Source organism: Phenylobacterium sp. (assembly GCF_036563285.1).
Classification (GTDB): domain Bacteria; phylum Pseudomonadota; class Alphaproteobacteria; order Caulobacterales; family Caulobacteraceae; genus Phenylobacterium.
In genome coordinates this window covers 54,805-77,011 of the sequence record NZ_DATCMR010000006.1, presented here as the reverse complement: position 1 = coordinate 77,011, position 22,207 = coordinate 54,805, and the positions used below count along the sequence as shown (strand labels likewise).

26 protein-coding genes are annotated in these 22,207 nt (G+C 70.5%); 12 read left to right on the top strand and 14 right to left on the bottom strand.

Annotation, left to right across the window (positions count from 1 at the left end):
• Window positions 1–58: 58 nt before the first annotated feature.
• The 9 genes from VIL76_RS05140 to VIL76_RS05100 all read right to left on the bottom strand — a co-directional run bounded on the left by VIL76_RS05140 (window position 59) and on the right by VIL76_RS05100 (window position 6,885).
• A complete protein-coding gene (locus VIL76_RS05140) occupies window positions 59–1,078 on the bottom strand; it encodes an alpha/beta fold hydrolase (RefSeq protein ID WP_332043924.1) in 1,020 nt (339 codons plus the stop codon).
• Window positions 1,075–1,650, bottom strand: coding sequence for a uracil-DNA glycosylase family protein (locus VIL76_RS05135; protein ID WP_332043923.1), 576 nt, complete (start codon window positions 1,648–1,650; stop codon window positions 1,075–1,077). Before VIL76_RS05135 ends, VIL76_RS05140 begins: the two co-directional genes overlap by 4 nt.
• The gene (locus tag VIL76_RS05130) at window positions 1,637–2,293 is read right to left on the bottom strand and encodes a glutathione S-transferase family protein (protein WP_332043922.1); all 657 of its coding nucleotides are present in this window, start codon (window positions 2,291–2,293) and stop codon (window positions 1,637–1,639) included. The genes VIL76_RS05135 and VIL76_RS05130 overlap by 14 nt, the downstream gene beginning before the upstream one ends.
• Window positions 2,290–2,550 carry a DUF3253 domain-containing protein gene (locus VIL76_RS05125; protein WP_332043921.1) on the bottom strand — a complete coding sequence of 87 codons (261 nt, stop codon included), beginning with the start codon at window positions 2,548–2,550 and terminating at the stop codon, window positions 2,290–2,292. Before VIL76_RS05125 ends, VIL76_RS05130 begins: the two co-directional genes overlap by 4 nt.
• Window positions 2,551–3,699 (bottom strand): acyl-CoA dehydrogenase family protein, encoded by a 1,149-nt coding sequence (locus VIL76_RS05120; protein WP_332043920.1) that lies wholly within the window; start codon window positions 3,697–3,699, stop codon window positions 2,551–2,553.
• 14 nt (window positions 3,700–3,713) lie between these two features.
• Window positions 3,714–4,289 (bottom strand): hypothetical protein, encoded by a 576-nt coding sequence (locus tag VIL76_RS05115; RefSeq protein ID WP_332043919.1) that lies wholly within the window; start codon window positions 4,287–4,289, stop codon window positions 3,714–3,716.
• Between the two features lie 8 nt (window positions 4,290–4,297).
• Window positions 4,298–4,822: a hypothetical protein gene (locus VIL76_RS05110; RefSeq protein ID WP_332043918.1), complete on the bottom strand. Its 525-nt coding sequence runs from the start codon at window positions 4,820–4,822 to the stop codon at window positions 4,298–4,300.
• Between the two features lie 2 nt (window positions 4,823–4,824).
• Window positions 4,825–6,021, bottom strand: a complete 1,197-nt coding sequence (locus VIL76_RS05105; RefSeq protein WP_332043917.1) for an acetyl-CoA C-acetyltransferase — start codon at window positions 6,019–6,021, stop codon at window positions 4,825–4,827.
• A gap of 75 nt (window positions 6,022–6,096) precedes the next feature.
• Entirely contained in the window at window positions 6,097–6,885 is a 789-nt protein-coding gene (locus VIL76_RS05100; RefSeq protein ID WP_332043916.1) for a hypothetical protein, read from the bottom strand.
• A gap of 69 nt (window positions 6,886–6,954) precedes the next feature.
• Between VIL76_RS05100 and VIL76_RS05095 the strand changes: the two genes are divergently transcribed.
• Window positions 6,955–7,422: a PaaI family thioesterase gene (locus VIL76_RS05095; protein ID WP_332043915.1), complete on the top strand. Its 468-nt coding sequence runs from the start codon at window positions 6,955–6,957 to the stop codon at window positions 7,420–7,422.
• Here the strand turns inward: VIL76_RS05095 and VIL76_RS05090 are convergent, their stop codons facing one another.
• Both VIL76_RS05090 and VIL76_RS05085 read right to left on the bottom strand, forming a co-directional pair.
• Complete coding sequence (locus VIL76_RS05090) at window positions 7,423–8,409, bottom strand: proline iminopeptidase-family hydrolase (RefSeq protein WP_332043914.1); 987 nt, start codon at window positions 8,407–8,409, stop codon at window positions 7,423–7,425. It abuts the gene before it with no gap.
• A gap of 96 nt (window positions 8,410–8,505) precedes the next feature.
• Window positions 8,506–9,423, bottom strand: coding sequence for a LysR family transcriptional regulator (locus tag VIL76_RS05085; protein ID WP_332043913.1), 918 nt, complete (start codon window positions 9,421–9,423; stop codon window positions 8,506–8,508).
• A 99-nt stretch (window positions 9,424–9,522) separates the two neighbouring features.
• Here VIL76_RS05085 and VIL76_RS05080 point away from each other — a divergent pair, with 99 nt between their 5' ends.
• From VIL76_RS05080 to wrbA, 6 genes are all read left to right on the top strand, one after another.
• Window positions 9,523–9,807, top strand: a complete 285-nt coding sequence (locus VIL76_RS05080; protein WP_332043912.1) for a DUF4242 domain-containing protein — start codon at window positions 9,523–9,525, stop codon at window positions 9,805–9,807.
• A 58-nt stretch (window positions 9,808–9,865) separates the two neighbouring features.
• Window positions 9,866–10,621, top strand: coding sequence for a methanethiol S-methyltransferase (gene mddA / locus VIL76_RS05075; RefSeq protein WP_332043911.1), 756 nt, complete (start codon window positions 9,866–9,868; stop codon window positions 10,619–10,621).
• Window positions 10,622–10,704: 83 nt separating this feature from the next.
• On the top strand, window positions 10,705–11,691 hold the full coding sequence (locus tag VIL76_RS05070; protein WP_332043910.1) for an alpha/beta hydrolase: 987 nt from the start codon (window positions 10,705–10,707) through the stop codon (window positions 11,689–11,691).
• A gap of 1 nt (window position 11,692) precedes the next feature.
• A complete protein-coding gene (locus VIL76_RS05065) occupies window positions 11,693–12,157 on the top strand; it encodes a GNAT family N-acetyltransferase (RefSeq protein ID WP_332043909.1) in 465 nt (154 codons plus the stop codon).
• Window positions 12,158–12,201: 44 nt separating this feature from the next.
• Entirely contained in the window at window positions 12,202–12,564 is a 363-nt protein-coding gene (locus tag VIL76_RS05060; protein ID WP_332043908.1) for a hypothetical protein, read from the top strand.
• 54 nt (window positions 12,565–12,618) lie between these two features.
• The gene (wrbA, locus tag VIL76_RS05055; RefSeq protein WP_332043907.1) at window positions 12,619–13,320 is read left to right on the top strand and encodes an NAD(P)H:quinone oxidoreductase; all 702 of its coding nucleotides are present in this window, start codon (window positions 12,619–12,621) and stop codon (window positions 13,318–13,320) included.
• On the opposite strand, the gene VIL76_RS05050 is transcribed toward wrbA, so the two are convergent.
• Window positions 13,317–13,952 (bottom strand): glutathione S-transferase family protein, encoded by a 636-nt coding sequence (locus VIL76_RS05050; RefSeq protein WP_332043906.1) that lies wholly within the window; start codon window positions 13,950–13,952, stop codon window positions 13,317–13,319. The genes wrbA and VIL76_RS05050 overlap by 4 nt on opposite strands.
• A gap of 60 nt (window positions 13,953–14,012) precedes the next feature.
• Entirely contained in the window at window positions 14,013–15,293 is a 1,281-nt protein-coding gene (locus VIL76_RS05045; protein WP_332043905.1) for a NupC/NupG family nucleoside CNT transporter, read from the bottom strand.
• 244 nt (window positions 15,294–15,537) lie between these two features.
• Between VIL76_RS05045 and VIL76_RS05040 the strand changes: the two genes are divergently transcribed.
• From VIL76_RS05040 to VIL76_RS05020, 5 genes are all read left to right on the top strand, one after another.
• A complete protein-coding gene (locus tag VIL76_RS05040; RefSeq protein WP_332043904.1) occupies window positions 15,538–16,680 on the top strand; it encodes an ABC transporter permease in 1,143 nt (380 codons plus the stop codon).
• Entirely contained in the window at window positions 16,677–17,423 is a 747-nt protein-coding gene (locus VIL76_RS05035; protein ID WP_332043903.1) for an ABC transporter ATP-binding protein, read from the top strand. The genes VIL76_RS05040 and VIL76_RS05035 overlap by 4 nt, the downstream gene beginning before the upstream one ends.
• Before the next feature lie 5 nt (window positions 17,424–17,428).
• The gene (locus VIL76_RS05030) at window positions 17,429–18,412 is read left to right on the top strand and encodes an HlyD family secretion protein (RefSeq protein ID WP_332043902.1); all 984 of its coding nucleotides are present in this window, start codon (window positions 17,429–17,431) and stop codon (window positions 18,410–18,412) included.
• Window positions 18,413–18,605: 193 nt separating this feature from the next.
• The gene (locus tag VIL76_RS05025) at window positions 18,606–19,508 is read left to right on the top strand and encodes an SDR family NAD(P)-dependent oxidoreductase (RefSeq protein WP_332043901.1); all 903 of its coding nucleotides are present in this window, start codon (window positions 18,606–18,608) and stop codon (window positions 19,506–19,508) included.
• A gap of 144 nt (window positions 19,509–19,652) precedes the next feature.
• Window positions 19,653–21,065 (top strand): MFS transporter, encoded by a 1,413-nt coding sequence (locus VIL76_RS05020; protein WP_332043900.1) that lies wholly within the window; start codon window positions 19,653–19,655, stop codon window positions 21,063–21,065.
• On the opposite strand, the gene VIL76_RS05015 is transcribed toward VIL76_RS05020, so the two are convergent.
• Entirely contained in the window at window positions 21,062–22,168 is a 1,107-nt protein-coding gene (locus VIL76_RS05015) for an Mrp/NBP35 family ATP-binding protein (protein WP_332043899.1), read from the bottom strand. The two genes, VIL76_RS05020 and VIL76_RS05015, sit on opposite strands and share 4 nt — an antisense overlap.
• Between the last annotated feature and the right edge of the window lie 39 nt (window positions 22,169–22,207).

Here is a 22,207-nt window from a genome sequence, read left to right as displayed (position 1 = left end):
GGGGACTTCGTTTCCTGAAGGAGGGAATTGCGCACGCTCTACGCCTCCGGGGGCGATGTCACAACCCCGCGGCCGCCTGCCGGGTTGCGGGCGGCCTGGGCGCCGTGGGGATGGGCGGGGCGCCGGACGGCAGCGGCGCCTTGGGGTCGCGGATGAAGGCCAGGACGTCGGCCATCACCACGGCGCGCTGCCTGTCGCGGGTGAGCAGGTGGTAGCCCTTGGCGTAGTAGGCGGAGCGGTCGGTGGGCTTGAGCTGGGCAGCGGCGCGGAAGGCGGCGTTCTTCGGGATGATCTGGTCGTTGGCGCCGTAGAGGTAGAGCGTCGGCACATTCGCCCGGCCGATCGCCTCGTGGCCGCGGGCCATGGTCCAGACCAGGCCGTAGATGGTGTCGGAGCGCGCGCCGAAGATCATCAGCCGGTCGCGGCCCATGGCCAGCAGCTCCTCGCGGTTGTCGCTGGGCATGATCCGCCGCGTCAGCCAGCTGGGCGGCTCGTAGACCTTGCCGGGGGTGAAGTTGGCGGCGAACCACAGCGCGGTGCGGTAGGGCAGCGGCTGGTCCTCCCAGCCCCAGACGGCGGGCGCCAGCAGCACCAGCCGGTGGGCGCTCGGCGGCCGCTCGGAGGCGAAGGCCTGGGCCGCCACGGCGCCGCCCATGCTCTCGCCGGCGACGACGATCCAGGCGTGCGGATGCTGCTTGTGGACGAGCGCGGTGACCGTGCGCAGGTCCTCCATTAGGAGCTCGTCGCCGGCCCAGATGCCGCGGCCCGGCGAGCGGCCGAAGCCGCGCTGGTCGTAGGCGTAGGTGGTCACCCCCTGGCTGGCCCAGGTCGGCGCGGCCAGGTGGAAGGCGTTGGCGTAGTCGTTCATGCCGTGGAGGGCGACGATCACCGCCCAGGGCTCCCCCTGCGCCTCCCATTTGCTGAGGCCCAGCCGCGCGCCGTCGAAGCTGACCACGTGGTCCGCCGCGAGCCTGGGGCCCGGGAAGCCGGCGGGCGGCTGGCCGGGCTGCTGCACCTGCATGTGTCCGCAGCCGGCGAGCAGGAGGGCGCAGAGGAGTAGGGCGAGGAGGCGCGTCATGGCGAAAGCAGCTGGCGGACCCGGCCTTGGAGATAGGGAACAACCTCCTCGTCAAACCAGGGGTTTCGCTTCAGCCAGCCGGTGTTGCGCCAGGACGGGTGCGGCAGGGTGAGGTAGCGCGGCAGGTGGGCGCGCCAGTCGCGCACGGTGGCGGTCATCGCCTTGCGGCCGAGCGCCCAGGCCTGAGCGTGGGAGCCCACCAGCAGGGTCAGCTCGACATTGGGCAGCTCGGCGAGCAGGCGCTCGCGCCAGAGCTCGGCGCAGCGGCGCGGCGGGGGGTAGTCGCCGCCCTTCGGGTCGGTGCCGGGGAAGCAGAAGGCCATGGCGGCCGTGCCGAGCGCCGGATGCCCGTAGAAGGTGTCGCGGTCGACGCCCAGCCAGCCCCGCAGCCGGTCGCCGGACGGGTCGCCGAACGGCAGGCCGCTCTCGTGCACGCGGCGGCCCGGCGCCTGGCCGCAGATCAGCAGCCGGGTCTCGCGCCTGACCCGCACCACCGGCCTGGGCTCATGCGGCAGGTCGGCGGCGCAGGCGCGGCAGGCCGCGATTTCGGCAAGGAGATCAGGCAGGCTCACGCGGCTTCACGAACGCCCGTTCCTGTTCCAGCAGCTTCGCGAACGACGGCCGCGCGGTGATCGCCTCGATGTAGCCGAAGGCCTTGGGGTGGGTGGTCGGGTTCACCGTGCAGTCCACGTGGGCCATGGTGGCGAACGGGCTGCAGACGGCGATGTCGGCCAGGGTGAAGCGGTCCTCCACCAGGTAGCCGGAGGCCGGGACGACCTTCTCCAGGTAGTCGGCGATGCGCGGGAACTCGGTCCTCTGGGCTTCGTCGGCGGCGGCGAGGTCGCCCTCACGGCCCATGACGCGCGGGGCCACGAAGCGGTTGAAGAAGATCTTGCCGCCGCAGGCGCCGACGATGGTGTCGCCGAACTCCTCGAACCAGATCGCGCGGGCATGGGCCTTGGGATCGCGCGGGACCAGGTTCGGCTCGGGATGGATCGCCTCGAGGTAGGCGATGATGGCGGTGGAGTCCGACAGCAGGAAGTCGCCGTCCTTCATCGCCGGGATCTTGCCGAAGGGGCTGGCCTGGTGGAACTCCGGCGGGGCCGAGGCGCCGAAGGCCGGCGTGAGCTCGAAGTCGATGCCCTTCTCGATGGCGAACACCACCGTCTTGCGCACGAACGGCGAGAGCGTGGAGCCCCAGATCGTGATCGTCATGTCTCGTCTCCCTCGGCGGTGGGCAGGCGCATGCGCCAGACCCCTTTGAAGTCGTCCGGATCGGCCGGCTTGTTGTGGCGCAGGATCACCAGCCGGCCCTGGCGGGCCAAGCCTACCGCGGTGGCGCGGACATGTCCCAGGATGCGGCGCCAGCCTTCGGGATCTGCCGCGCGGGCGACCTCCTCCGGCGAGACGGACTTGCCCGGCGCGACCTTGGCCAGGAGGTCGAAGATCGCGGCCTCGACCTTCTCGCTCATCTAGCCGCCCCGCTTCAGGGTCTCGCGGGCGATGACCACCTGCTGGATCTGGCTGGTGCCCTCGTAGATGCGGAAGATGCGCACATCGCGGTAGAGGCGCTCGATGCCGTGGTCGGCGACGTAGCCGGCGCCGCCGAAGATCTGCACGGCGCGGTCGGCGACGCGGCCGACCATCTCGGATGCGAAGTACTTGGCCGCGGCGGCCTCCATGGTGACGGACTGGCCGGCGTCGCGCTTGCGGGCGGTTTCCATGGTCAGGGCCCGGGCGGCGAGCGCCTCGGTCTTGGAGTCGGCGATCATCCCCTGGATCAGCTGGAAATTGGAGATCGGCTGGCCGAACTGCCTGCGCTCGGAGGCGTACTCCACGCAGTCCTTGATCAGCCGCTCGGCGACGCCGACGCAGACGGCCGAGATGTGCAGCCGGCCGCGGTCGAGCACCTGCATCGCCACCTTGAAGCCCTCGCCCTCGCGGCCGAGCCGGTTCTCCGCCGGGACCCGGACGTTGTCGAAGATCACGTCGCAGATGTGGGCGCCTTGCTGGCCCATCTTCTTCTCGGGCTTGCCCACCGAGAGGCCCGGCAGGTCGCGCTCCACCAGGAAGGCCGAGACGCCGCCGCCGCCGGCCTTCTCCGGGTCGGTGCGAGCCATCACCGTGAAGAGGTGGGCCTTGTTGGCGTTGGTGATGAAGCGCTTGGCGCCGTTGAGGACGTAATGGTCGCCGTCCTTGATGGCGCGGGTCTGGACGTTGGCGCTGTCGCTTCCGGCCTCCGGCTCGGTGAGCGCGAAGGAGGTGATGATCTCTCCGGACGCGATGCCGGGCAGGTACTTCTGCTTCTGCTCGTCCGTGCCGAACATCACCAGGCCCTGGGAGCCGATGCCGACGTTGGTGCCGAAGGCCGAGCGGAAAGCCGGGCTGGTGCGGCCGAGCTCGACGGCCACCAGGCACTCGTCCTCCATGGAAAGGTCGAGGCCGCCGTACTGCTCGGGAATGGAGAGGCCGTAGAGGCCGAGCTGCTTCATCTCCTCGGTGACGTCGTCGGGCACGGCGTCCTGCTCGGAGACCTGGGCCTCGAGCGGGCGCAGGCGTTCGGCGACGAAGCGGCGGACCGTCTCGATCAGCTGTTCGCGGATGTCCATGTCGAGCGGCATGGCGGTCCCCTCTCCTACTTGCAGCCTGGCCGCGCCAGCGCCTCTTTCGAGGCCGTCTTAAACCGCGCCAGGCCCACGGCGACAATCGGGGCCGGCCAGCTTTCGGTGCGCACCGCGCCGGGCGCGACGGGGCAGCTCGCCACCGGCATGGGCGTGAGCTTGTTCTGGCGCAGGACGAGCGCGATGGCGCGGTACTCGATCGTGTCGCCGGTGCCGTTCCACACCTTCAGGAAGGTGGCGCGCTTCTCGGCCGAGCCGTCGAGGGCGGCGGCGACGAGGCCGCTGGCCGGCTTCTCGAAGGCCTCCTTGGCCTTGCCCTCAGCGTGGGCGGCGGCGAGCTGGCCCTCCTCCACCTTCTCGATCACCGGCATGCCCTTGCCGTTGACGCCGAAGACGGCGCGCTGGCCCAGGATCACCTGCAGGGTCTCGCCGTCGACCTTGGTCTTCGGCTCGAAGGTCAGCTGCTTGGCGGCGGCTTCGGCGGCGGGCGCGGCGTTGGGCGACTTTGCCTTCGGCGGCGTCTTCACCTCGCCGGCCTGGGGCGTAGGGGCCTGGGCGGCGAGGAGCAGGGCAAGGGCGGCGGACAGCATGGGGACGCTCACTTCGAGGCTTTCGACGGCGCAGGGCAGACGACGCCGTTGGTGTTGCGCAGCGCAAAGTCGCTGAGGATGATCCCCCTCGCCTGCGGCCGCTTCGGCCAGTGCTCGTAGCTGGAGAGCAGCGGCAGGACGGTGCAGACGCTCGTGGGCTCGCCCGTCCAGCGGCCGGCCGAGACCTCGTGGACGAGCACGGCGCGGTAGTCGAACGCCTGGTCGATGCCGCTCTCCACCTTCATCATCAGGTCGCCGTCGCCCACCTTCTGCAAGGTGATCACGACGGTTCCGTGGCGGGTGTCGTCGAACTTGCCGGCCCCGGGCCTGGGCGGCTGGGCGGCGCCCGCAGCCGCCGGCTCCACGGACACCTGCTGAGGCTTGCCGTCCGCCGGCAGTCGGACGGTGACGCGGTCGCCGACCACCACCTGGATGGCGCCGGACGGCGTGACCTGGGAGCTCGGCCCGGCGGGCTGGGCCAATGTCGGCGGTGCGGCCTGGAGGGCCAGTACGCTGAGCACCGCGACGAACATGTTCAGGCGCGCTCGAAGACCGCGGCGATGCCCTGCCCGCCGCCGATGCACATGGTCTCAAGCCCGTACTTGCCGTCCCGGCGCTTCAGCTCGCGCAGCAGGTTGGCGAGGATCCGCCCGCCGGTCGCGCCGATGGGATGGCCGAGCGAAATGCCGGAGCCGTTGACGTTCAGCCGGTCGCGGTCGTCCCAGCCCCAGCCTTTCAGCACCGCCAGCACCTGGGGCGCGAAGGCCTCGTTCAGCTCCACGAGGTCGATGTCGTCCCAGGTCAGGCCGGTGCGCTCGAAGAGCCGCTTCACCGCCGGCACCGGGCCGATGCCCATGCGCGAGGGATCGCAGCCGGCCGCCGCCCAGCTCACGAAGTAGCCCATGGGCTCCAGGTCGAGCTCGGCGAGCTTGTCCTCCGCCACCACCAGGCAGGCGGCGGCGGCGTCGTTCTGCTGGCTGGCGTTGCCGGCGGTGACGACGCCGTCCTTCTCGATCGGCTTCAGCTTCGACAGGCTCTCGGCCGTCGCGTCGGCGCGGACGCCCTCGTCCTTGGCGAAGACGATCGGATCGCCCTTCTTCTGCGGCACCGCGACCGGCACGACCTCGTCGTCGAACTTGCCGTCGGCCCAGGCCTTGGCGGCGCGCTGGTGGCTCATGGCCGCGTATTCGTCGGAGGCGTCGCGGCTGATCTGGTAGTCGCGCGCCAGGTTGTCGGCGGTCTCGATCATGCCGGAGATGACCCCGAAGCGCTCGATCGGCTGGCTCATCACCCGCCCGCGGGCCAGGCGGTCGTGCATCGTCACCGAGCCGGCCCGCGCGCCCTTGCGCATGTCGGTGGTGTAGTACTCGACGTTCGACATGCTCTCCACGCCGCCCGCCACGACGACGTCGGCGACGCCGGTCTGGACCATCATGGCCGCGTCGACGATCGCCTGCAGGCCGGAGCCGCAGCGGCGGTCGAGCTGGTAGCCGGGCACCTCGATCGGCAGGCCGGCGGCGAGCGCCGACCAGCGTGCGATGCAGGGCGCCTCGCCCGAGGCGTAGCCCTGGGCGAAGATCACGTCGTCGATCTTCTCGGGTTCGATCCCGCTGCGCTCGACCAGCGCTTTCAGCACCACAGCGCCAAGCTCGCCCGCCTGCAGGTCGGAGAGCGACCCCAGGTACTTGCCAACGGCGGTGCGGATGGGGGAGACGATGGCGGCGCGTCGCATAGGGGCCTCGAGGGTCGGAAGAGCGGCCGGCAAACTAATGTTTGAATTCCGGCGGGGCAAACCCTTCCGGCCCTGTCAGCTCAGGACGTCCCAGCGCCCATCGCGCCTGACGATAAGATCCGAGGTGATCCACTCGCGGTTCCGCGGGAGACGGGCGATCTCACGGCGCATGGCATGCACTGCGGCTTTCTCCGAAAGCGGCGCAGCTACCAACCGGTTGGAACCCATCAAGGCCACCACTTCCGGCCCTGCGGCGCGTCGCGGTTCGGCGTCCCAGAACTCGTCGAACACGACAAGGCTCGCCATCAAGCCGTCGGCGCGCAGGACCTGCGTAGACTTGCCCGTTGGCAGGGGGACATTCGCCAAATCCATTAGATCGCGCGTGTTCTCGAACGCGCGCCGCCACAGGTCGTCATCGGTAAGGCCGAGTTCTTCCCTGAGAGCCTCAGCCGAGAGGAACTGGTAGCCATGGGGGGTGTCCACGACGACCACGGCGTTCACACCCCGAACGACCGGTTGCTTCAGGAAGGGATTGTCCGTCGTGTCGTTCGGATTGTGCCCATCCGCCCGTACGACCACAGCCAGCCACTCCTCGCGCGGAGGATCAGCTGAAATGTTGATGATCGACGCGGCATGACGGACCACACCATCGGTGTCGCGTGGTCGGGCCAGGCAATCCGCGTAGTGATCCGCGAGCGTGTACTCCGTGGGGCTCGCTCGGTCAGGCCATTGGATGGTGAAGTCGAGTCCGTCAACCTCGCTGATGGCGGCCGCGGGCCGTAGCTTGCGAACCTCGTTCAGGACCCGGTCGCGGAATTCTTCCGGCCGGGGAGCGCGGCGGCTCAGCCCCAGCGCTTCCAGCAACCCCTTCCCCATCCTGGCCCCCCGTGCTTTTTCGCCGGCAGCTTAGTCGAGCAGGAACAGATTGGGAACATGGACGGCGGCGAGGAAGAGAACAACTACACCTCCACCCTGCAGACGGTGAGCGAGGGCGAGTGGGCCGGGTGGTCGTACTATCCGGGCGGCGACCCGTACGAGGACCTGGCGGGGCCGTTCTACTTCAAGATCGGCGACGACGGGCGGCCGGTCTGCGCCTTCCGCGCCGAGCGCAAGCACATGAACGGCGGCGGCTTCCTGCACGGCGGCTGCGTCATGACCTTCGCCGACTTCTGCCTGTTCGTGATCGCCCGCGACGACATAAAGGGCGGCTACTCGGTGACCGCCACCTTCAACGGCGAGTTCGTGGGCACGGCGCACGAGGGCGAGCTCGTCACCTGCACGGGCGAGGTGGTGAAGGCCGGCCGCTCGATGGTGTTCGTGCGCGGGCTGATCCGGAACGGCGAGGAGCCGGTGATGTCGTTCTCGGCGGTGCTGAAGAAGCGGCCGGCGCGGACCGCCTAGTCAGCCCAGCCGGTCCTGGCGCGCCAGCCAGGCGCGCAGCAGGGCCGTGGCCTCGTCCGGCCTGTCCACCAGCACCGCGTGGCCCGCGCCCGGGACGACGGCCAGTTCTGCGCCCGGCACGCGCTCGGAGAAGGCCACCGCGGTGACGGGGCGGGCTTCGTCGTACTGCCCGACCATGAACAGCGTCCGCCGGCCGTCCAGCCGCGCCAGCAGCGGCTCGCCGTCATAGGCCTTCAGCGTCCCGGTCGCGGCGAACTCCGTCGGGCCCCACATGGTCAGGTACAGGCGCTCGTTGAAGCCGCGGTCGCGCGGGTCCCGGTAGGCCTTGAACGCTTCGGGCAGCGGCTCGCGCCGCAGGAACTGGGCGTAGAATTGCTCCGTCGCCGCGTCGCATTGCGCCTTTGGAGGCGGGGTTGAAGCTTCGCAGCGCGTGAGCGTCGCCTGAACCTCTCCCGGGAGCTTGCCGCGCAGGGCATTGGCGTCGGCGATCCAGCTACGGGTCGAGACCAGCGGGCTGAGGAGCGCGAGGCCCGCGAGCGCCGTGGGCCGGCGGGCCCCGTACTCCAGAGCCACCGTTCCACCCCAACTCGCCCCCGCGACATGCCAGCGGGGAACGCCCAGGGCGGCGCGGATCGCCTCGAGCTCGTCGACGAAGCGCTCGACACGCCAGTTGGCTGGATCCAGCGGATGGTCGGAACGGCCGCTGTCGAGCTGGTCGTAGAGGATGACGGCGCGCTCGTTCGCCAGCTCCAGGGCGTCGAGGAAGCCGGCGTGGGTCCCGCCAGGCCCGCCGTGGATCATGACCACCGGCGCCCGCGGCCCGCCCAGCGGCCCGTTGACCCGCACATACACGCGGCCGCCCGGTACGGAGACCATAAGCTCGCGCTCGGGGGCCGGGTACCTGGCCGGTCGAGCCAGCGCCGACGGCGCGGCCACGGCTGCCGCGATGAGGCCCAGGAGGTCGCGTCGGCCGAGGCGGACAGCCATGGTTCAGATCTCCCCTAGCCAGACATAGCGGCGCACACGGACCAGGACCAGCGGAAGCGCCTGATCGGCACGTCCGGTGAGCGGCTCATGCCTGTCTCACGGCCCAGCGAAGCGCACCAGCCAGTCGCGGGTCGTCTGGCTCTCCGCGAGCAGCCAGTCGCGGAAGCGCCGCACGTGCGGCCTCCCCTCGCCGCGGAAGCGGGCGACGAAGGCGTGCTCGGTCCAGCTGCCGGTGGAGACCGGGAACGGCAGCGACAGGCGCCCGTCGTCCATCGGCTCGCTGAGCAGGGCCACGCCACAGACCACAAGGCCGGCGTTGGCGAGCACGGCCTCGAGGGCGGGCACGATGCGACGGAAGCGGATGCCGCGGTCCGGGGCCGTCCGATTGATCCCCTGCCGCTCGATCCAGTCGCGCCAGTCCGGCGCGGCGGGATCGTTGCGGTAGAAGTCGAGCTGCAGCAGCGGGAAGCCCTCGATGCGGTCTTGCTCCGGCAGGTGCGCCAGCCGGCGCGTGTTCTCCGCCGAGGAGACCGGCAGGACGAAGTCCCTGAACAGCAGGTCGCGGCCGTCGCCGGGCGGGCCGAAGCTGATCTCGCAGTCGGCCGGGGCGGGTCGGAAGCCCGCCTCGCCCTCCCCGTTGATCGACAGCGCGATGTTCGGGTGCTCGCCCTTGAAGGCGCCGATCCGCGGCTTCAGCCACAGGTCGGCGAAGTCCGCCTCCGCAGCGATGTGGAGTTCGTGGCCGCGCTGCAGGTCCAGAAGGGCGCCGGCGGTCTCCAGCTCGCGGAACGCCTGCTTCAGGTGCGGCAGGGCTCCGGCCAGCGAGGGCGTGGGGATCAGTCCGGAGCGGCCGCGCACGAACAGTTCTATGCCGAGGAAGTCCTCCAGCGCCTTCACCCGCTGGCCGACCGCCGCAGGCGTGATGGCCAGGAGGTCCGCAGCCGCCTTCAGCGACCCCGTGCGGGCCGCCAGCTCCACGGCCTGCATCGAGCGGAGGTAGGACGGCGCGACCATCGCCGGACGCTAAAGCTGGGCTTTAGCACACACAAGAACATTTAGTTTGGGGACAGCCCGGGCATCCCGGATAGTGCCGTTACACGAGAGGAGCCGCCGATGGGCCGCATGAAGCGCTACCTGATCGAACGCGACATCGCCGGGATCGGCGGCATGTCGATCGTCGAGCTGTGTGGCGCCGCACGGGCGTCCAACCGGGCCGTCGAGCAGGTGGGCGGCGCGGTGCAGTGGCAGCACAGCTACGTCGGCGCCGACAAGGCCTTCTGCATCTACCTGGCCGAGGACGAGGACGCGATCCGCCGGCACGCCGAGCTCTGCGGCCTGCCGGTCGGCCGCATCATCGAGGTTCCGCAGATCATCGACCCGCTGACGGCCAACAACTGATCTTCCGCGGCGACTGAGCGCCGCGTCCCCATCGCAAACCCCAACAACGGAGGCGGCCATGAGAGGCCTTCCTGCGGCGCTCTACAGCGCCGTCGTCTACCTGTTCTTCTTCGCGACCTTCCTCTACGCGGCCGGCTTCGTCGAAGGCGTGGTCGTGCCCAAGGCCATCGACACCGGGCCGGAGGGGCCGCTGCTGCCGTCCCTGATGATCGACGTGGCGCTGCTGGGCCTCTTCGCCGTGCAGCACTCGCTGATGGCGCGCCCGGCGTTCAAGCGGGCGTGGACGCGGCTCGTGCCGCCGGCCGTGGAGCGCAGCACCTATGTGCTGGCCGCCAGCCTGGCGCTCGCCCTGCTGTTCTGGCAGTGGCGCCCACTGCTGGCGACGGTGTGGACGGTCGAGGACCCGGCCGCCGCGCTGGCGCTCACGGCCGTGTCCTGGGCGGGCTGGGGCATGGTGCTGGTGAGCACCTTCCTGATCAGCCACTTCCACCTGTTCGGCCTGAGCCAGGGCTTCGCGAAGATGCTGGGCCGCGGCGACCCCGAGTTCCAGCTCACCACGCCGCTGTTCTACAAGTGGATCCGGCACCCGATCTACGCGGGCTTCATCGTCGCCTTCTGGGCGACGCCGCAGATGAGCCTGGGCCACCTGCTCTTCGCGGTCGCCACCACCGGCTACATCCTGATCGGCATCTGGCTGGAGGAGCGCGACCTGGTGGGCCACTTCGGCGGCCGCTACGTGGAGTACCGGCGCAACGTCGGCATGCTGTTCCCGAAGCTGCGGCTACGGCCCGGGCGTGAGGCCGGCCTGCCCTAGCCCCGAACGCGGCGCCGCGCGCCTTGCCAAGGACCCCTGCTTCGTGATCGCGTGGCGGGGGTTCGGCGAGCGGAGGGGTTTCCATGAGATCGGTGCTGGCGGCGGCTGCGGCGGCGCTCTTGCTTTCCGCCGGGGGCGCGCAGGCCCAGACCGGACCCGAGGCGTCGGCCGCCTGGTGGCGCGGCTACACCACCCAGGCCAAGGCCTTCCGCCTGGAGGACGGGCGGATGCTCAAGATGTACTGCATGGGCTCGGGCGGCCCGGTGGTGATCATGGAGTCCGGCCTGGGCTCCGCCGGCTGGAGCTGGCGGCCGGTGCAGGCCGAGATCGCCAAGACCGCCTACGCCTGCGTCTACGACCGCGCCGGCTACTTCGGGCGCAGCACGCCGTCGGACGGACCCCGCGACGCGGGCGCCGAGGCGGAGGACCTGGCGGGGCTGCTCAAGGCCGCGCGTCTGCCCGGCCCCTACATCGTCGTCGGCCATTCCTACGGCGGCTACATCGCGCGCCTGTTCGCCTACCGCTACCCGAAGGCGGTCGCCGGCCTGGTGCTGGTGGACCCCTCCACCGAGCACCAGATGGCGCGGCTGAGCGAGGTCGCGGGGCGGCCGTCGAGCGTGACGGAGGAACGGGCCAAGCTGCAGCGGTGCTCGGCCGAGGCGCGCCCCGCCGACCCCGACGCCTGCCTGATCCGGCCGATCCCCGCCGACCTCCCCGAGCACCTGCGCGACTGGTTCCGCGTGGCGCAGGACGGCGAGTACGCCTCGGCCATGCTGCGGGAGAACGAGGCGATGGAGACGGTCAGCTCCGACCTGCTGATCGCCGAACGCAAGCCGGTGCAGGCGCCGGCGATCATCCTGGCCCGCGATCCACAGCTGGCGCCAGCCGAGGGGCCGCGGGAGGCGCGCTGGCAGCTGCTGCAGAAGGAGACCGCCGCCTCGCTGGGCCCGCAGGCGCAGGTCCGGGTGGTGGACGGCGCCCCCCACCGGGTGCAGGACACGCGGCCCGAGGCCATCGTCCAGGCGGTGCGCGACGTGATCGCGGCCTCGGGCGGCCAGCGCGCCGACTGAGGTGGGCGCCGAGCTCGCTGCGCTCACGGCGGACGACCTGCCGGAGGTGATGCGCATCGAGCGCACGCCCGGCTACGAGCAGGTCGTCGGCAGCTGGACACGCGAGGAGCACGAGGCCGAGCTCGCCTCGCCGGACGCGCGCTATCTCGGCTTCCGCGACGGGGACGGGCTGGCGGGCTTCGTGATCCTGCAGAAGTTCCGCGAGCCGGCGATCCGGCTGCGGCGCATCGCGGTCGGCGAGGTGGAGCGCGGGACCGGGACGCGCCTCGTGCGCGCCGTGCTGCGCTGGGTGTTCGAGACCACACCCGCCGAGGCGGTCACCCTGGGCGTGGCGACGATCAACGACCGGGCGCACCACGTGTACCTGCGCGAGGGCTTCGTCGACGACTACGCCGACGCCGACGGGACGCACATGAACATGATCGTCACACGCGAGCGGTGGGCGGCGGTGCATAACAGCGGTTGATCCAAGGCCTTGTTCGGGCGAGGATTCGCGCCGGAGGAGACGGGATGATCGAAGCCGCCTGCCACTGCGGGGCCGTGAGGCTCACCGCGCCGGAGCCGACGCAGGTGACGGAGTGCAACTGCTCGATCTGCCGCCGGCTCGGCGCGCGCTGGGCCTACTACGCCAAGAACGAGGTGCAGCTGCCCAAGGCGGGGACGACCCAGCCCTACGTCTGGGGCGAGCGGATGCTGGCCTTCCACCGCTGCACCTCCTGCGGCTGCGCCACCCACTGGCAGAGCCTGGACGGCGCCCAGCCGCGGATGGCGATCAACGCGCGGATGATGGACGGCCTCGACTGGGGCAAGGTGAAGGTCCGCCAGTTCGACGGCGCCGAGACCTGGACCTTCCTGGACGAAGAGCCGGCGTAGCGGACCCGACAGGGCCGCTGATCGGTTGAGCGCGGACACGTCAGGAGTCCGCCGATGCCGAGAGTGCTCGTCCTCTATCACTCCACCTATGGCCACATCGAAGCCATGGCCCGGGCCGAGGCGGAAGGCGCCCGTTCGGTCGAAGGGACCCAGGTCGACATCAAGCGCGTGCCTGAGCTCGTGCCGCAGGATGTCGCGCGCGGCGCCGGCTACAAGCTCGACCAGGAGGCGCCGATCGCCACGGTCGCCGAGCTGGAGAACTACGACGCCATCATCATCGGGTGCGGCACCCGATTCGGGCGCATGGCCTCGCAGATGGCGGCCTTCCTCGACCAGGCCGGCGGCCTGTGGGCGCGCGGGGCGCTGAACGGCAAGGTGGGCGCGGCCTTCACCTCCACCGCCACCCAGCACGGCGGCCAGGAGACGACCCTGTTCTCGATGATCACCAACATGCTGCACTTCGGCCTGGTGGTGGTCGGCCTGCCCTATTCGTTCGCCGGCCAGATGACGCTGGACGAGATCGCCGGCGCCAGCCCCTACGGCGCCTCGACGATCACCGGCGGCGATGGGCATCGGATGCCCAGCGAGCTGGAGCTGGACGGCGCACGCTTCCAGGGCCGGCTGGTGGCCGAGACCGCCCTGCGCCTGCACGGCCAGCTCTCGTCAGACCTCCGTCAGCCGGTGGCCGAGGCCGAGGCGCGGACCTGGGAGGTCAACGACGAGGCCCAGCCGGACACCTGGACCGAGGGCCCCTAGGCCGGCTGCGGCGCGGGCATCCCGGCCTTCGCGGCGGGGCGTTCGCGCATGGCCTGCGCCCAGCGGCCGACGTGGGTCAGCTCCTCGGGCGGCGAGAGCTTGATCAGCCGGCCGAAGTCGATGCCCACGAAGGCGACGATGTCGGCGATGGTCAGGCGCTCGGTGGCCAGCCACTCGCTCTCAGACAGGCGGCGGTCGAGCACCTTCAGGGCGCGGATGCCCGCCTGCTTGTTGTACTCCGCGATCGCGGGGTCCTGGGTCTCCAGGGCGGCCAGCGCCGGGTGGGTGTGGCGGACGCACATCATGAACGGCGTGGCGACCAGCATCTCGGCGCGGCGCATCCACATCTCGATGAGCGCGGTCTCCTCCGGGGTGCGGCCGAACAGGTTCGGCTCCGGATAGCGGCTCTCGAGGTAGCGGCAGATGGCGACGCTCTCGGTGATGGTCGAGCCGTCGTCGAGCTCCAGGGCCGGGACGTTGGCGAGCCCCGCCTTGGCCAGGTAGTCCGGCGTCTTGTGCTCGCCCTTGATCAGGTTAAGCGTGACGACCTCGACGTCGTTTATGCCCTTCTCGGCCATGAACCAGCGCACGCGGCGCGGATTGGGGGCGAGCGGGGTATCGTAGAGCTTCATCGGCGGCCTCCCTGCCGTACGCTTTCGCAAAAAAGTGCACGACCGGTCACTCTGGTCAAGCTAGCCGAACAGTCGCTCCGGCATGACGCCCACCACCGAGGCGGTGAGCACGGTGGCGAGAAAGCCGGCGAGCATCGCCTTCCAGACCATGCCCATGACCTCGGCCCGTCGTTCGGGGACCAGCACCGAGTAGCCGGCGACGTTGATGCCCACCGAGGCGATGTTGGCGAAGCCGCAGAGCGCATAGGTCATGATCACCCGGGTCCGCGGGTCGATCTCGCCGATGGGGATGGCGCCCATCCGGATGAAGGCGGTGAACTCGGTCAGCACCAGCTTCACGCCGAGCAGGGAGCCGGCCACCGAGGCGTCGGCCCACTTGATGCCCATGGCCCAGGCCAGCGGCGCGAAGACGAAGCCGAGGATGCGCTCCACCGAGATCGGCGCGCCCCCGACCGGCCCGAAGGCGCCGAGGATGCCGTTCACCATCGCCACGATGGCCACGAAGACGATCAGGGTGGCGCCTACGTTGAGCACGATGGAGAGGCCGTCGGACGTGCCCTTGATCAGGGCGTCGACCGAGCTGTCGTAGACCTTGTCCGCGCCCGAGCTGGCGTCGGCCTCCACCTCGGCTTCCGGATCGCGCGGGACCATGATGCGGGCCAGCAGGACGCCGGCGGGCGCGGAGATGATCGAGGCGGTCAGCACGTGGGCGGCGGCGTTGGGCAGCACGTCCTTCAGGATGGTCGCATAAGCGACCAGGGTGGAGCCGGAGACGCAGGCCATGCCGACGGCGATCAGCATGAACAGCTCGGAGCGGGTGAGGCCGGCGAGATAGCTGCGGATGAAGATCGCGCCTTCCACCTGGCCCATGAACACGGTGGCGGCCGTGGCGAGCGCCGGCGGGCCGCGCAGGCCCATGGTCCGCTGGAACAGGAAGCCGAAGCCCTGGGTGATCCACTTCAGGATGCGCCAGTGCCAGAGCAGGGCCGCGAGCGCGCAGACCACCAGGATCACGGGCAGCACCCGGAAGGCGAAGACGAACAGCGAGCCGGGGTCGGTGAGCGCGTAGGGCTGGTTGGGCGTGCCCGCCAGGAAGCCGAAGACGAAGGCGACGCCGGCCTGGGTGGAGTTGGCGAGCCCCTCGACGGCGTGGCCTACGCCCTGCAGCCCGGCCCTGAGCGCCGGCAGGCCGAACAGCGCCAGCACCAGCACGGCCTGCACGGCGAGCGCGCCCAGCGCCAGCTTCCATGGGAAGCGCTTCCGGTCCTCCGACAGCGCCCAGCAGATCGCGAGCACCACGACGATGCCCACCAGGCTCTGGGCGTTCTCCGGACGAAACATGCACCCCCCGATGCGACGCGCTTCCCACGCCCGGCGATAGAGGCGCAGCCGCGCTCGCAGCGCAAGCGGGCCATTACGAAGGTTTAATCCCCTCCCCCGCATCCGCCGCCGTTCGCCGGCGCCTCTTACCTATGAGCGCACGCCTGGCGGCGGCATGGTTCGACGCCCCTTCCTGAGGGGATACCCCGCAGCCGCCCGGCATCTCTCCCAAGACGCGCTCAGCTTCGGGAAGGGGCGTCGAACGATGTCATTGGCTCTGGCCACACTGCTCTACGAATGGCGGCGCTACATGGCCGCCATGGTCGCGCTGGCCTTCGCCGGCCTGCTGATCCTGGCCGAGGTCGGGATGTTCACCGGCATCGTGAAGGGGGTGACCGCCACCCTCGACCGCAGCCGCGCTGACGTCATCGTCCTGCCGCCGAAGATGGAGAGCCTGATCAACTCCGGCGGCGGCTCGCTGCCCGCCCGCCTGCAGCCGCAGATGTACCAGAACCCCGAGGTGGTCGAGGTCGCCAGCTGGGACATCGACGGCGGCCGCTGGGTGAACCAGCCCCCGGAGGGAAAGAAGGCGGTCACCACCTACGTCGACATCTACATGGTCGACACCCGGCCGGGAGCGGTGACCCTGCCGGTCGACTACAGCGAAGAGGTCCGCCGGGCGCTGATGGAGCCCTATGCGGTGGCCATCGACGAGACCCAGCTCAAGCGCCTCGGCGTGAAGCTCGGCGACATGGCCTCGCTGAACGGCAAGACGGTGTACGTCCGCGCGGTCCTGCACGGCTACCCGAACCTCAACAACGCCGCGGTGACCGTGTCGCGAGACACCATCCGGCTGCTTGGCATGGGCGACAAGAACGGCAAGACCGGGCCGCTGCTGATCCGGCTGAAGGACCATGCCCGCGCCGAGATCGTGCGCGACCAGCTGAACGCCGTCTCCGACAAGAAGTACCGCGCCTGGACGGCGCCGGAGCTGGCCAAGGCCAACCAGGGCGCGCTGATGACCGAGCAGATCATCGGGGTGTTCATCACCGCCACCCTGGTGATCGGGGTGATCATCGGCCTGGTCATCACCAGCATGACGCTGCGCGGCGCGATCCTCTCCTCGATCAAGGAATTCGCCAGCCTGCGGGCGCTCGGCGTGCCGATGGGCGCGCTGCGGGTGATCGTGGTGGAGCTGTCGTTCTGGGTGGGTGTGGTGAGCCTGGGCTTCACAGCCCTGCTCACCGGCGGCGTCTACGTCCTGGCCATCGCCGGCGGGGTGCCGATGGGCTTCCCGCTCAGCTGGCAGATCACCACCGCCGTCTTCCTCATGATCACCGCCGTGGTCTCCGGCTTCCTGGCCCTCGGCGTCCTCAAGAAAAGCCAGCCTGCGGACCTGCTGAGATGAGCGCATCCCTCACCGCCCTTCGCGCCCACGGCCTCGTGAAGCGCTTCAAGACCGGACGCACCCACATCGAGGTCCTGAAGCGCGTGGACTTCGACGCCGGCCACGGGGAGGTCACCATGGTCATGGGCCCGTCGGGCTCGGGCAAGTCGACCCTGGTCGCCAGCCTCTCCGGCCTGCTGAAGCCCGACGAGGGACAGGTCACCGGCATGGGCCAGGAGATCTGGAAGCTGCGGACCGGCAAGCTGGACAGGTTCCGCCTCGACCACTGCGGCTTCATCTTCCAGGGCTTCAACCTGTTCTCGGCGCTCACCGCCCTGCAGCAGGTGGAGATCATCCTGAAGTACCAGGGCGTCCCGCGCCGGGAGCGCCGCGAGCGCGCAGCCAACGCGCTGATGGAAGTGGGCCTGGAGACCAAGATGGGCCAGCGCCCGTCCGAGCTCTCCGGCGGCGAGAAGCAGCGCGTCGCCATCGCGCGGGCGCTGGCAAAGACCCCGCAGCTGCTGTTCGCCGACGAGCCCACCAGCGCGCTCGACGGGGAGAACGGGCAGGTGGTGATCAAGCTCCTGCAGCGGGCCGCCAAGCAGCACGGCGCGGCCGTGATCTGCGTGACCCACGACGTGCGCCTGGAGGCCTACGCCGACCGTGTCATCCATCTGGAGGACGGGCGCATCACCGAGGACCGCCGCGCCGGCGTCGCCCCCGAACCCAAGTCCCAAGCCAAACCCGAGCTCGTTGGAGCCTGAAGATCATGCTCGCCCTCATCCGCAACCGCTTCGTCTGGATCGGCGCCCTCGTCGTCGTGCTGGCGCTCGGCGGCTTCCTGTTCATGAACAGCCAGGCCGCGGCCAAGAAGGCCAAGGCCGAGCAGGCCGCCGCCGCGGCCAAGGCCACCGACAACAGCCCCTTCGTGGCCATCGCCAACGGCAAGGCCGACGTGGAGGGCGGCATCATCCAGGTCGCCGCCCGCCGCGCCGGGGTGATCCGCGAGGTTCTGGCCCAGGAGGGCGACGACGTGCTCCGCGGCCAGGTGCTCGCCCGCCTCGAGGACGACGAGCCCCGCCTGCAGGCCGCGCGCGCCGCGGCGGAAGTCCGCCAGGCCCAGGCGCAGATCGCCCTGCTGCAGGTCGAGCGCTCCACGGCCGAGCGCGAGTTCAAGCGGATGAACGGCCTCGCCGCCGCCAACTTCGTGGCCGCCCAGAAGCTCGACCAGGCTCGCGACGCCATCCGCGCCGCCGACGCCAAGGTGGAGATGCAGCGTGCGGTCGTCGCCACCGCCCAGGCGCGGCTGAACGAGGCCCGCTACGACCAGGAGCTCAGCGTCATCCGCGCGCCGGCCGACGGCCGCATCGTGCGCCGCTACGCCAACCCCGGCGCCGGCGCCTCGACCCTGAACGTCTCCAACATGTTCGACCTGGAGCCGCGCGCCGACCGCATCGTGCGCGCCGAGATCACCGAGAGCGCCCTGCCCAACGTCGCGATCGGCCAGACCGTGCAGATCGCGCCGGAGTCCGACCCCTCGAAGACCTACAACGGCCGGGTGATCCGCCGCGCCGCCGTCTTCGGCGCCCGCAAGCTGCAGTCGGACGACGCCTCCGAGCGCACCGACGACCGGGTGGTCGAGGTGGTGGTCGCCACCCCGGGCGCCCCGTTCCTGATCGGCCAGCGCGTGCTCGTGAAGTTCATGCGCGGCCAGCAGCAGCAGGCGGCCATCCCCGCCGCGCCGCGCAGCTAGTTTCCCTCCCCCCACGAGGGACCTGGGTGGGGAGGCCTGGACCGGAACTGAGAGACCGGACCCTAAGCCAGGCCTCCCCATCCTACTTTCGCTTGCCACCCTCCGCTCCAGGGGAGGGAAGAGTTGACGCCCCCCGCGCCGCATCGCAGAACCCGCGCCGAATCCGAACTCGGCAATTCAAGGGGATCAGCGAATGGCGGACATCCGCTTCGACGGGAAGGTGGCGATCGTCACGGGCGCGGGCGGGGGCCTGGGCCGGGCGCACGCCCTGGAGCTGGCGCGCCGCGGCGCGAAGGTCGTCGTCAACGACCTGGGCGGCTCCGTGGACGGCTCGGGCGGCGGCTCGGAAGCCGCCAACAAGGTCGTCGAGGAGATCAAGGCCGCCGGCGGCGAGGCGATCGCCAACGGCTCCTCGGTCACCGACGATGTCGGCGTCCAGCGCATGGTCACCGACGCCATGGACGCCTGGGGCCGCATCGACATCCTCGTCGCCAACGCCGGCATCCTGCGCGACAAGACCTTTGCCAAGATGGAGATCGGCGACTTCCAGGTGGTGGTGGACGTCCACCTGTTCGGCACGGTGAAACCCGCCAAGGCCGTCTGGGAGATCATGCGCAACCAGAATTACGGGCGCATCGTGGTGACGACCTCGTCGTCGGGCCTCTACGGCAACTTCGGCCAGTCCAACTACGGCGCCGCCAAGCTCGGCATCGTCGGCTTCATGAACACGCTGAAGCTCGAGGGCCAGAAGAACAACATCCACGTCAACGCGATCAGCCCGGTGGCCGCCACGCGGATGACCGAGAACCTGATGCCGGCGGAGATCCTCGAGCGGCTGAAGCCCGAGTTCGTGACGCCGGGCGTGGTGTTCCTCTGCTCGGACGAGGCCCCGACCGGCGCGATCCTCGCCGCCGGCGCAGGCGCCTTCGCGCTCTCGCGCATCGTCGAGACCGAGGGCGTCTTCCTGGGCGACGGCGCCAGCGTGGAAGCGGTGCGCGACAGCTGGGCCAAGATCACCGACGCGGCGGGCCAGCAGCCCTACGTCACGGGCGGCGAGCAGACCCAGAAGTTCTTCCGCAAGATGCAGGGCGGCTAGGCCGCGTCACATCTGCAGCCCACGTGACGGGCGGCCGGCGATGCGCCGGCCGCCCGTTCTGTTTTGGCCTTGCGAAGCCCAAACTCCATGCGCCTACTTCCGTCTGCAGCGTCCGCAGAGACGCCGGGGAAAAGGGAGTAGGACGTGACCACGACCTCCAGCGGTCCGGCGGCCGGCGCCCGGCTATCCCCGGTCACGGTGATGACCTTCGCCAGCGCCAGCATCCCCATCCAGGCCCTGGTGCTGTCGATCAGCGTCCACTTCCCGCGCTACTTCGCCAGCGAGGTCGGGCTGCCGCTGGCGATGGTGGGCGCCGCCTTCGCCATGGTGCGCCTGATCGACATCCCCATCGACACCTTCCTCGGCATGGCGATGGACCGCACGCGGACGCGCTTCGGCCGATACCGCGTATGGCTCGTGCTGGGCACGCCGGTGATGATGGCGGGGCTCTACCTGCTGCTGCAGGCCAACAGCTCGACGAGCCAGCTCGGCCTCTCGGGCATGCTGCTCTTCCTCTACCTCGGCTACTCCATGGTCTACCTCTCGCACCTGGCCTGGGGCGGGGTGCTGGGACCGAGCTACGAACAGCGCAACAAGGTCTTCGGCGCGGTGATCGGACTGGGGGTGGCCGGCGCCGTGGCGGTGCTGGTGATCCCCATCGTGCTGCAGCAGCAGGGCGCCTCGGACGCCGAGGGCGTGCGGGCCATGATGTGGTTCATCATCGCCGCGCTCCCGGTGACGGTGGCGCTCGTGGTCGCCACGACGCCGGAGAAGCTGACCCTGGAGGCGCCGACGAAGATCCGGATCGCCGACTACCTGGTCCTCCTGCGCAGGCCCAACGTGGTCCGGCTGCTCGCCGCCGACCTCTGCGCGACGCTGGGCCCCGGCTGGATGGCGGCCCTCTACCTCTTCTATTTCCAGGACGGCCGCGGCTTCTCGCTGGCCGGCGCCAACATCCTGCTGATGATCTACATCGCGGCCGGCTTCGTAGGCGCGCCGTTCACGGCCTGGCTGGGCAACCGGGTCGGCAAGCACTACGGCCTGCTGGTCACCACGACGGTCTATTCGCTGGGGCTGGTGCTGGTGCCGTTCCTGCCCGCCGGGAGCTTCGCCGCCTTCGTGCCGGGCATGTTCGTGATGGGCGCCATGCAGGCCGGCACCGTGGTGATGATCCGCGCGCTGACCGGCGACATCGCCGACGAGGTCCGGCTGGAGAACGGCCGCGAATGGATGGGCCTGATGTACGCGCTCACCATCGCCACGACCAAGATCGCCTCGGGGCTCTCGGCCCTGACCTTCGTCCTGCTGGCGGCGATCGGCTACCAGGCCACCGCCGGGGCGGCGAACACCCGCGAAGCCATCGATGCGCTGCAGCTGGTCTTCATCGTGGGCCCCATCTTCTTCGTGATGGTCGCCGGGTTCTGCTTCCTCGGCTACAAGCTGACGCCTGCCCGCCATGCCGAGATCCGCCGGGAGCTGGAGGCGCGCGACGCGGCCTACGCCGAAGCGCCCACGCTCGGCGGCCTCACCGGCGACGAGATGGTGGTGAAGCCCTAGTCCAGCAGCCGCTGGGCCATCGCCAGGAAGGCCTTGGCCGCCGGACTGTCCGGCGCGGTGGCCACCAGCGGGCGGCCCTGGTCGCAGCCTTCGCGCAGCGCCACGTCGATGGGGATCTCGGCCAGCAGGGGCACGCCCAGCCGCTGCGCCTCCTTCGCCGCCCCGCCCTGGCCGAAGATCGGGATCGGCGCGCCCGTCGCGGGATCGGGGAAGTAGGCCATGTTCTCCACCACGCCGAGGATCGCCGCGCCGGTCTTCTCGAACATGGCCGCGGCGCGGCGCGCGTCGATCAGGGCGATCTCCTGGGGCGTCGAGACGATCACCACCCCGTCCAGCTTCAGCCGCTGCACCAAGGTGAGCTGGATGTCGCCGGTGCCGGGCGGCAGGTCCACCACCAGCACGTCCAGCGGCGCCTGCGCCGAGCCCCAGTTGGAGCCCATCAGGGTCCTGAGCGCCGAAGAGGCCATAGGCCCGCGCCAGATGTTCGCCGAGCCGTCCTCCACGATGAAGCCGATGGACATCACCTCCACGCCCCAGGCGGTGAGCGGGTTCAGCTTCTTGTCCGGCCCGAAGGTGGGCTCCTCGTGGGCGATGCCGAGCATCTGCGGCGCCGAGGGGCCGTAGATGTCGGCGTCCAGCAGGCCGGCGCGCTTGCCGAGCCTGGCGAACGCCACCGCCAGGTTCACGGCGACGGTGGACTTGCCCACCCCGCCCTTGCCGCTGGCGACCGCGATCACCGACTTCACGTGCGCAGGCCGCTCCGCCTCGGGCATGGCGCCCAGCCTGGCCTGGGGGTCCTCCGACACCTGGGCGCGGCGGCGCGGCGTGGTCTTCAGGTCCGGCGCGGCCTCGGTGGTCAGCACCACCTGGGCGCTCTCCACGCCGGGGACCGCCGCCAGCCGGCGCTCGGCGGCGTCCCGCACGGCGCGATAGAGCTCGATGTCGGCCGGCGGGACCTCCAGCATGAACCCCACGCGCCCGCCGCGGATGCTCAGGCCGCGGACAAGGTCCGCCTGCGCCAGCCCCTTGCCGGACCGCGGGTCTCTCACCTCGTCCAGTTCGGCCAGGATTCGCGCGCGATCGGGGGCGGCCTCGGGGCTCATCGTCCTCTTAGTCTTGCTTTGGCCGGTCAGGGGTCTCAT

Bases quoted from the DNA above. Each gene is read 5' to 3' on its own strand.
- VIL76_RS05140 (WP_332043924.1), bottom strand. From the start codon at position 1,078: ATGACGCGCCTCCTCGCCCTACTCCTCTGCGCCCTCCTGCTCGCCGGC.
- VIL76_RS05130 (WP_332043922.1), bottom strand. From the start codon at position 2,293: ATGACGATCACGATCTGGGGCTCCACGCTCTCGCCGTTCGTGCGCAAG.
- VIL76_RS05125 (WP_332043921.1), bottom strand. From the start codon at position 2,550: ATGAGCGAGAAGGTCGAGGCCGCGATCTTCGACCTCCTGGCCAAGGTC.
- VIL76_RS05120 (WP_332043920.1), bottom strand. From the start codon at position 3,699: ATGCCGCTCGACATGGACATCCGCGAACAGCTGATCGAGACGGTCCGC.
- VIL76_RS05115 (WP_332043919.1), bottom strand. From the start codon at position 4,289: ATGCTGTCCGCCGCCCTTGCCCTGCTCCTCGCCGCCCAGGCCCCTACG.
- VIL76_RS05110 (WP_332043918.1), bottom strand. From the start codon at position 4,822: ATGTTCGTCGCGGTGCTCAGCGTACTGGCCCTCCAGGCCGCACCGCCG.
- VIL76_RS05105 (WP_332043917.1), bottom strand. From the start codon at position 6,021: ATGCGACGCGCCGCCATCGTCTCCCCCATCCGCACCGCCGTTGGCAAG.
- VIL76_RS05095 (WP_332043915.1), top strand. From the start codon at position 6,955: ATGGACGGCGGCGAGGAAGAGAACAACTACACCTCCACCCTGCAGACG.
- VIL76_RS05090 (WP_332043914.1), bottom strand. From the start codon at position 8,409: ATGGCTGTCCGCCTCGGCCGACGCGACCTCCTGGGCCTCATCGCGGCA.
- VIL76_RS05085 (WP_332043913.1), bottom strand. From the start codon at position 9,423: ATGGTCGCGCCGTCCTACCTCCGCTCGATGCAGGCCGTGGAGCTGGCG.
- VIL76_RS05080 (WP_332043912.1), top strand. From the start codon at position 9,523: ATGGGCCGCATGAAGCGCTACCTGATCGAACGCGACATCGCCGGGATC.
- mddA (WP_332043911.1), top strand. From the start codon at position 9,866: ATGAGAGGCCTTCCTGCGGCGCTCTACAGCGCCGTCGTCTACCTGTTC.
- VIL76_RS05070 (WP_332043910.1), top strand. From the start codon at position 10,705: ATGAGATCGGTGCTGGCGGCGGCTGCGGCGGCGCTCTTGCTTTCCGCC.
- VIL76_RS05060 (WP_332043908.1), top strand. From the start codon at position 12,202: ATGATCGAAGCCGCCTGCCACTGCGGGGCCGTGAGGCTCACCGCGCCG.
- wrbA (WP_332043907.1), top strand. From the start codon at position 12,619: ATGCCGAGAGTGCTCGTCCTCTATCACTCCACCTATGGCCACATCGAA.
- VIL76_RS05050 (WP_332043906.1), bottom strand. From the start codon at position 13,952: ATGAAGCTCTACGATACCCCGCTCGCCCCCAATCCGCGCCGCGTGCGC.
- VIL76_RS05045 (WP_332043905.1), bottom strand. From the start codon at position 15,293: ATGTTTCGTCCGGAGAACGCCCAGAGCCTGGTGGGCATCGTCGTGGTG.
- VIL76_RS05040 (WP_332043904.1), top strand. From the start codon at position 15,538: ATGTCATTGGCTCTGGCCACACTGCTCTACGAATGGCGGCGCTACATG.
- VIL76_RS05035 (WP_332043903.1), top strand. From the start codon at position 16,677: ATGAGCGCATCCCTCACCGCCCTTCGCGCCCACGGCCTCGTGAAGCGC.
- VIL76_RS05030 (WP_332043902.1), top strand. From the start codon at position 17,429: ATGCTCGCCCTCATCCGCAACCGCTTCGTCTGGATCGGCGCCCTCGTC.
- VIL76_RS05025 (WP_332043901.1), top strand. From the start codon at position 18,606: ATGGCGGACATCCGCTTCGACGGGAAGGTGGCGATCGTCACGGGCGCG.
- VIL76_RS05015 (WP_332043899.1), bottom strand. From the start codon at position 22,168: ATGAGCCCCGAGGCCGCCCCCGATCGCGCGCGAATCCTGGCCGAACTG.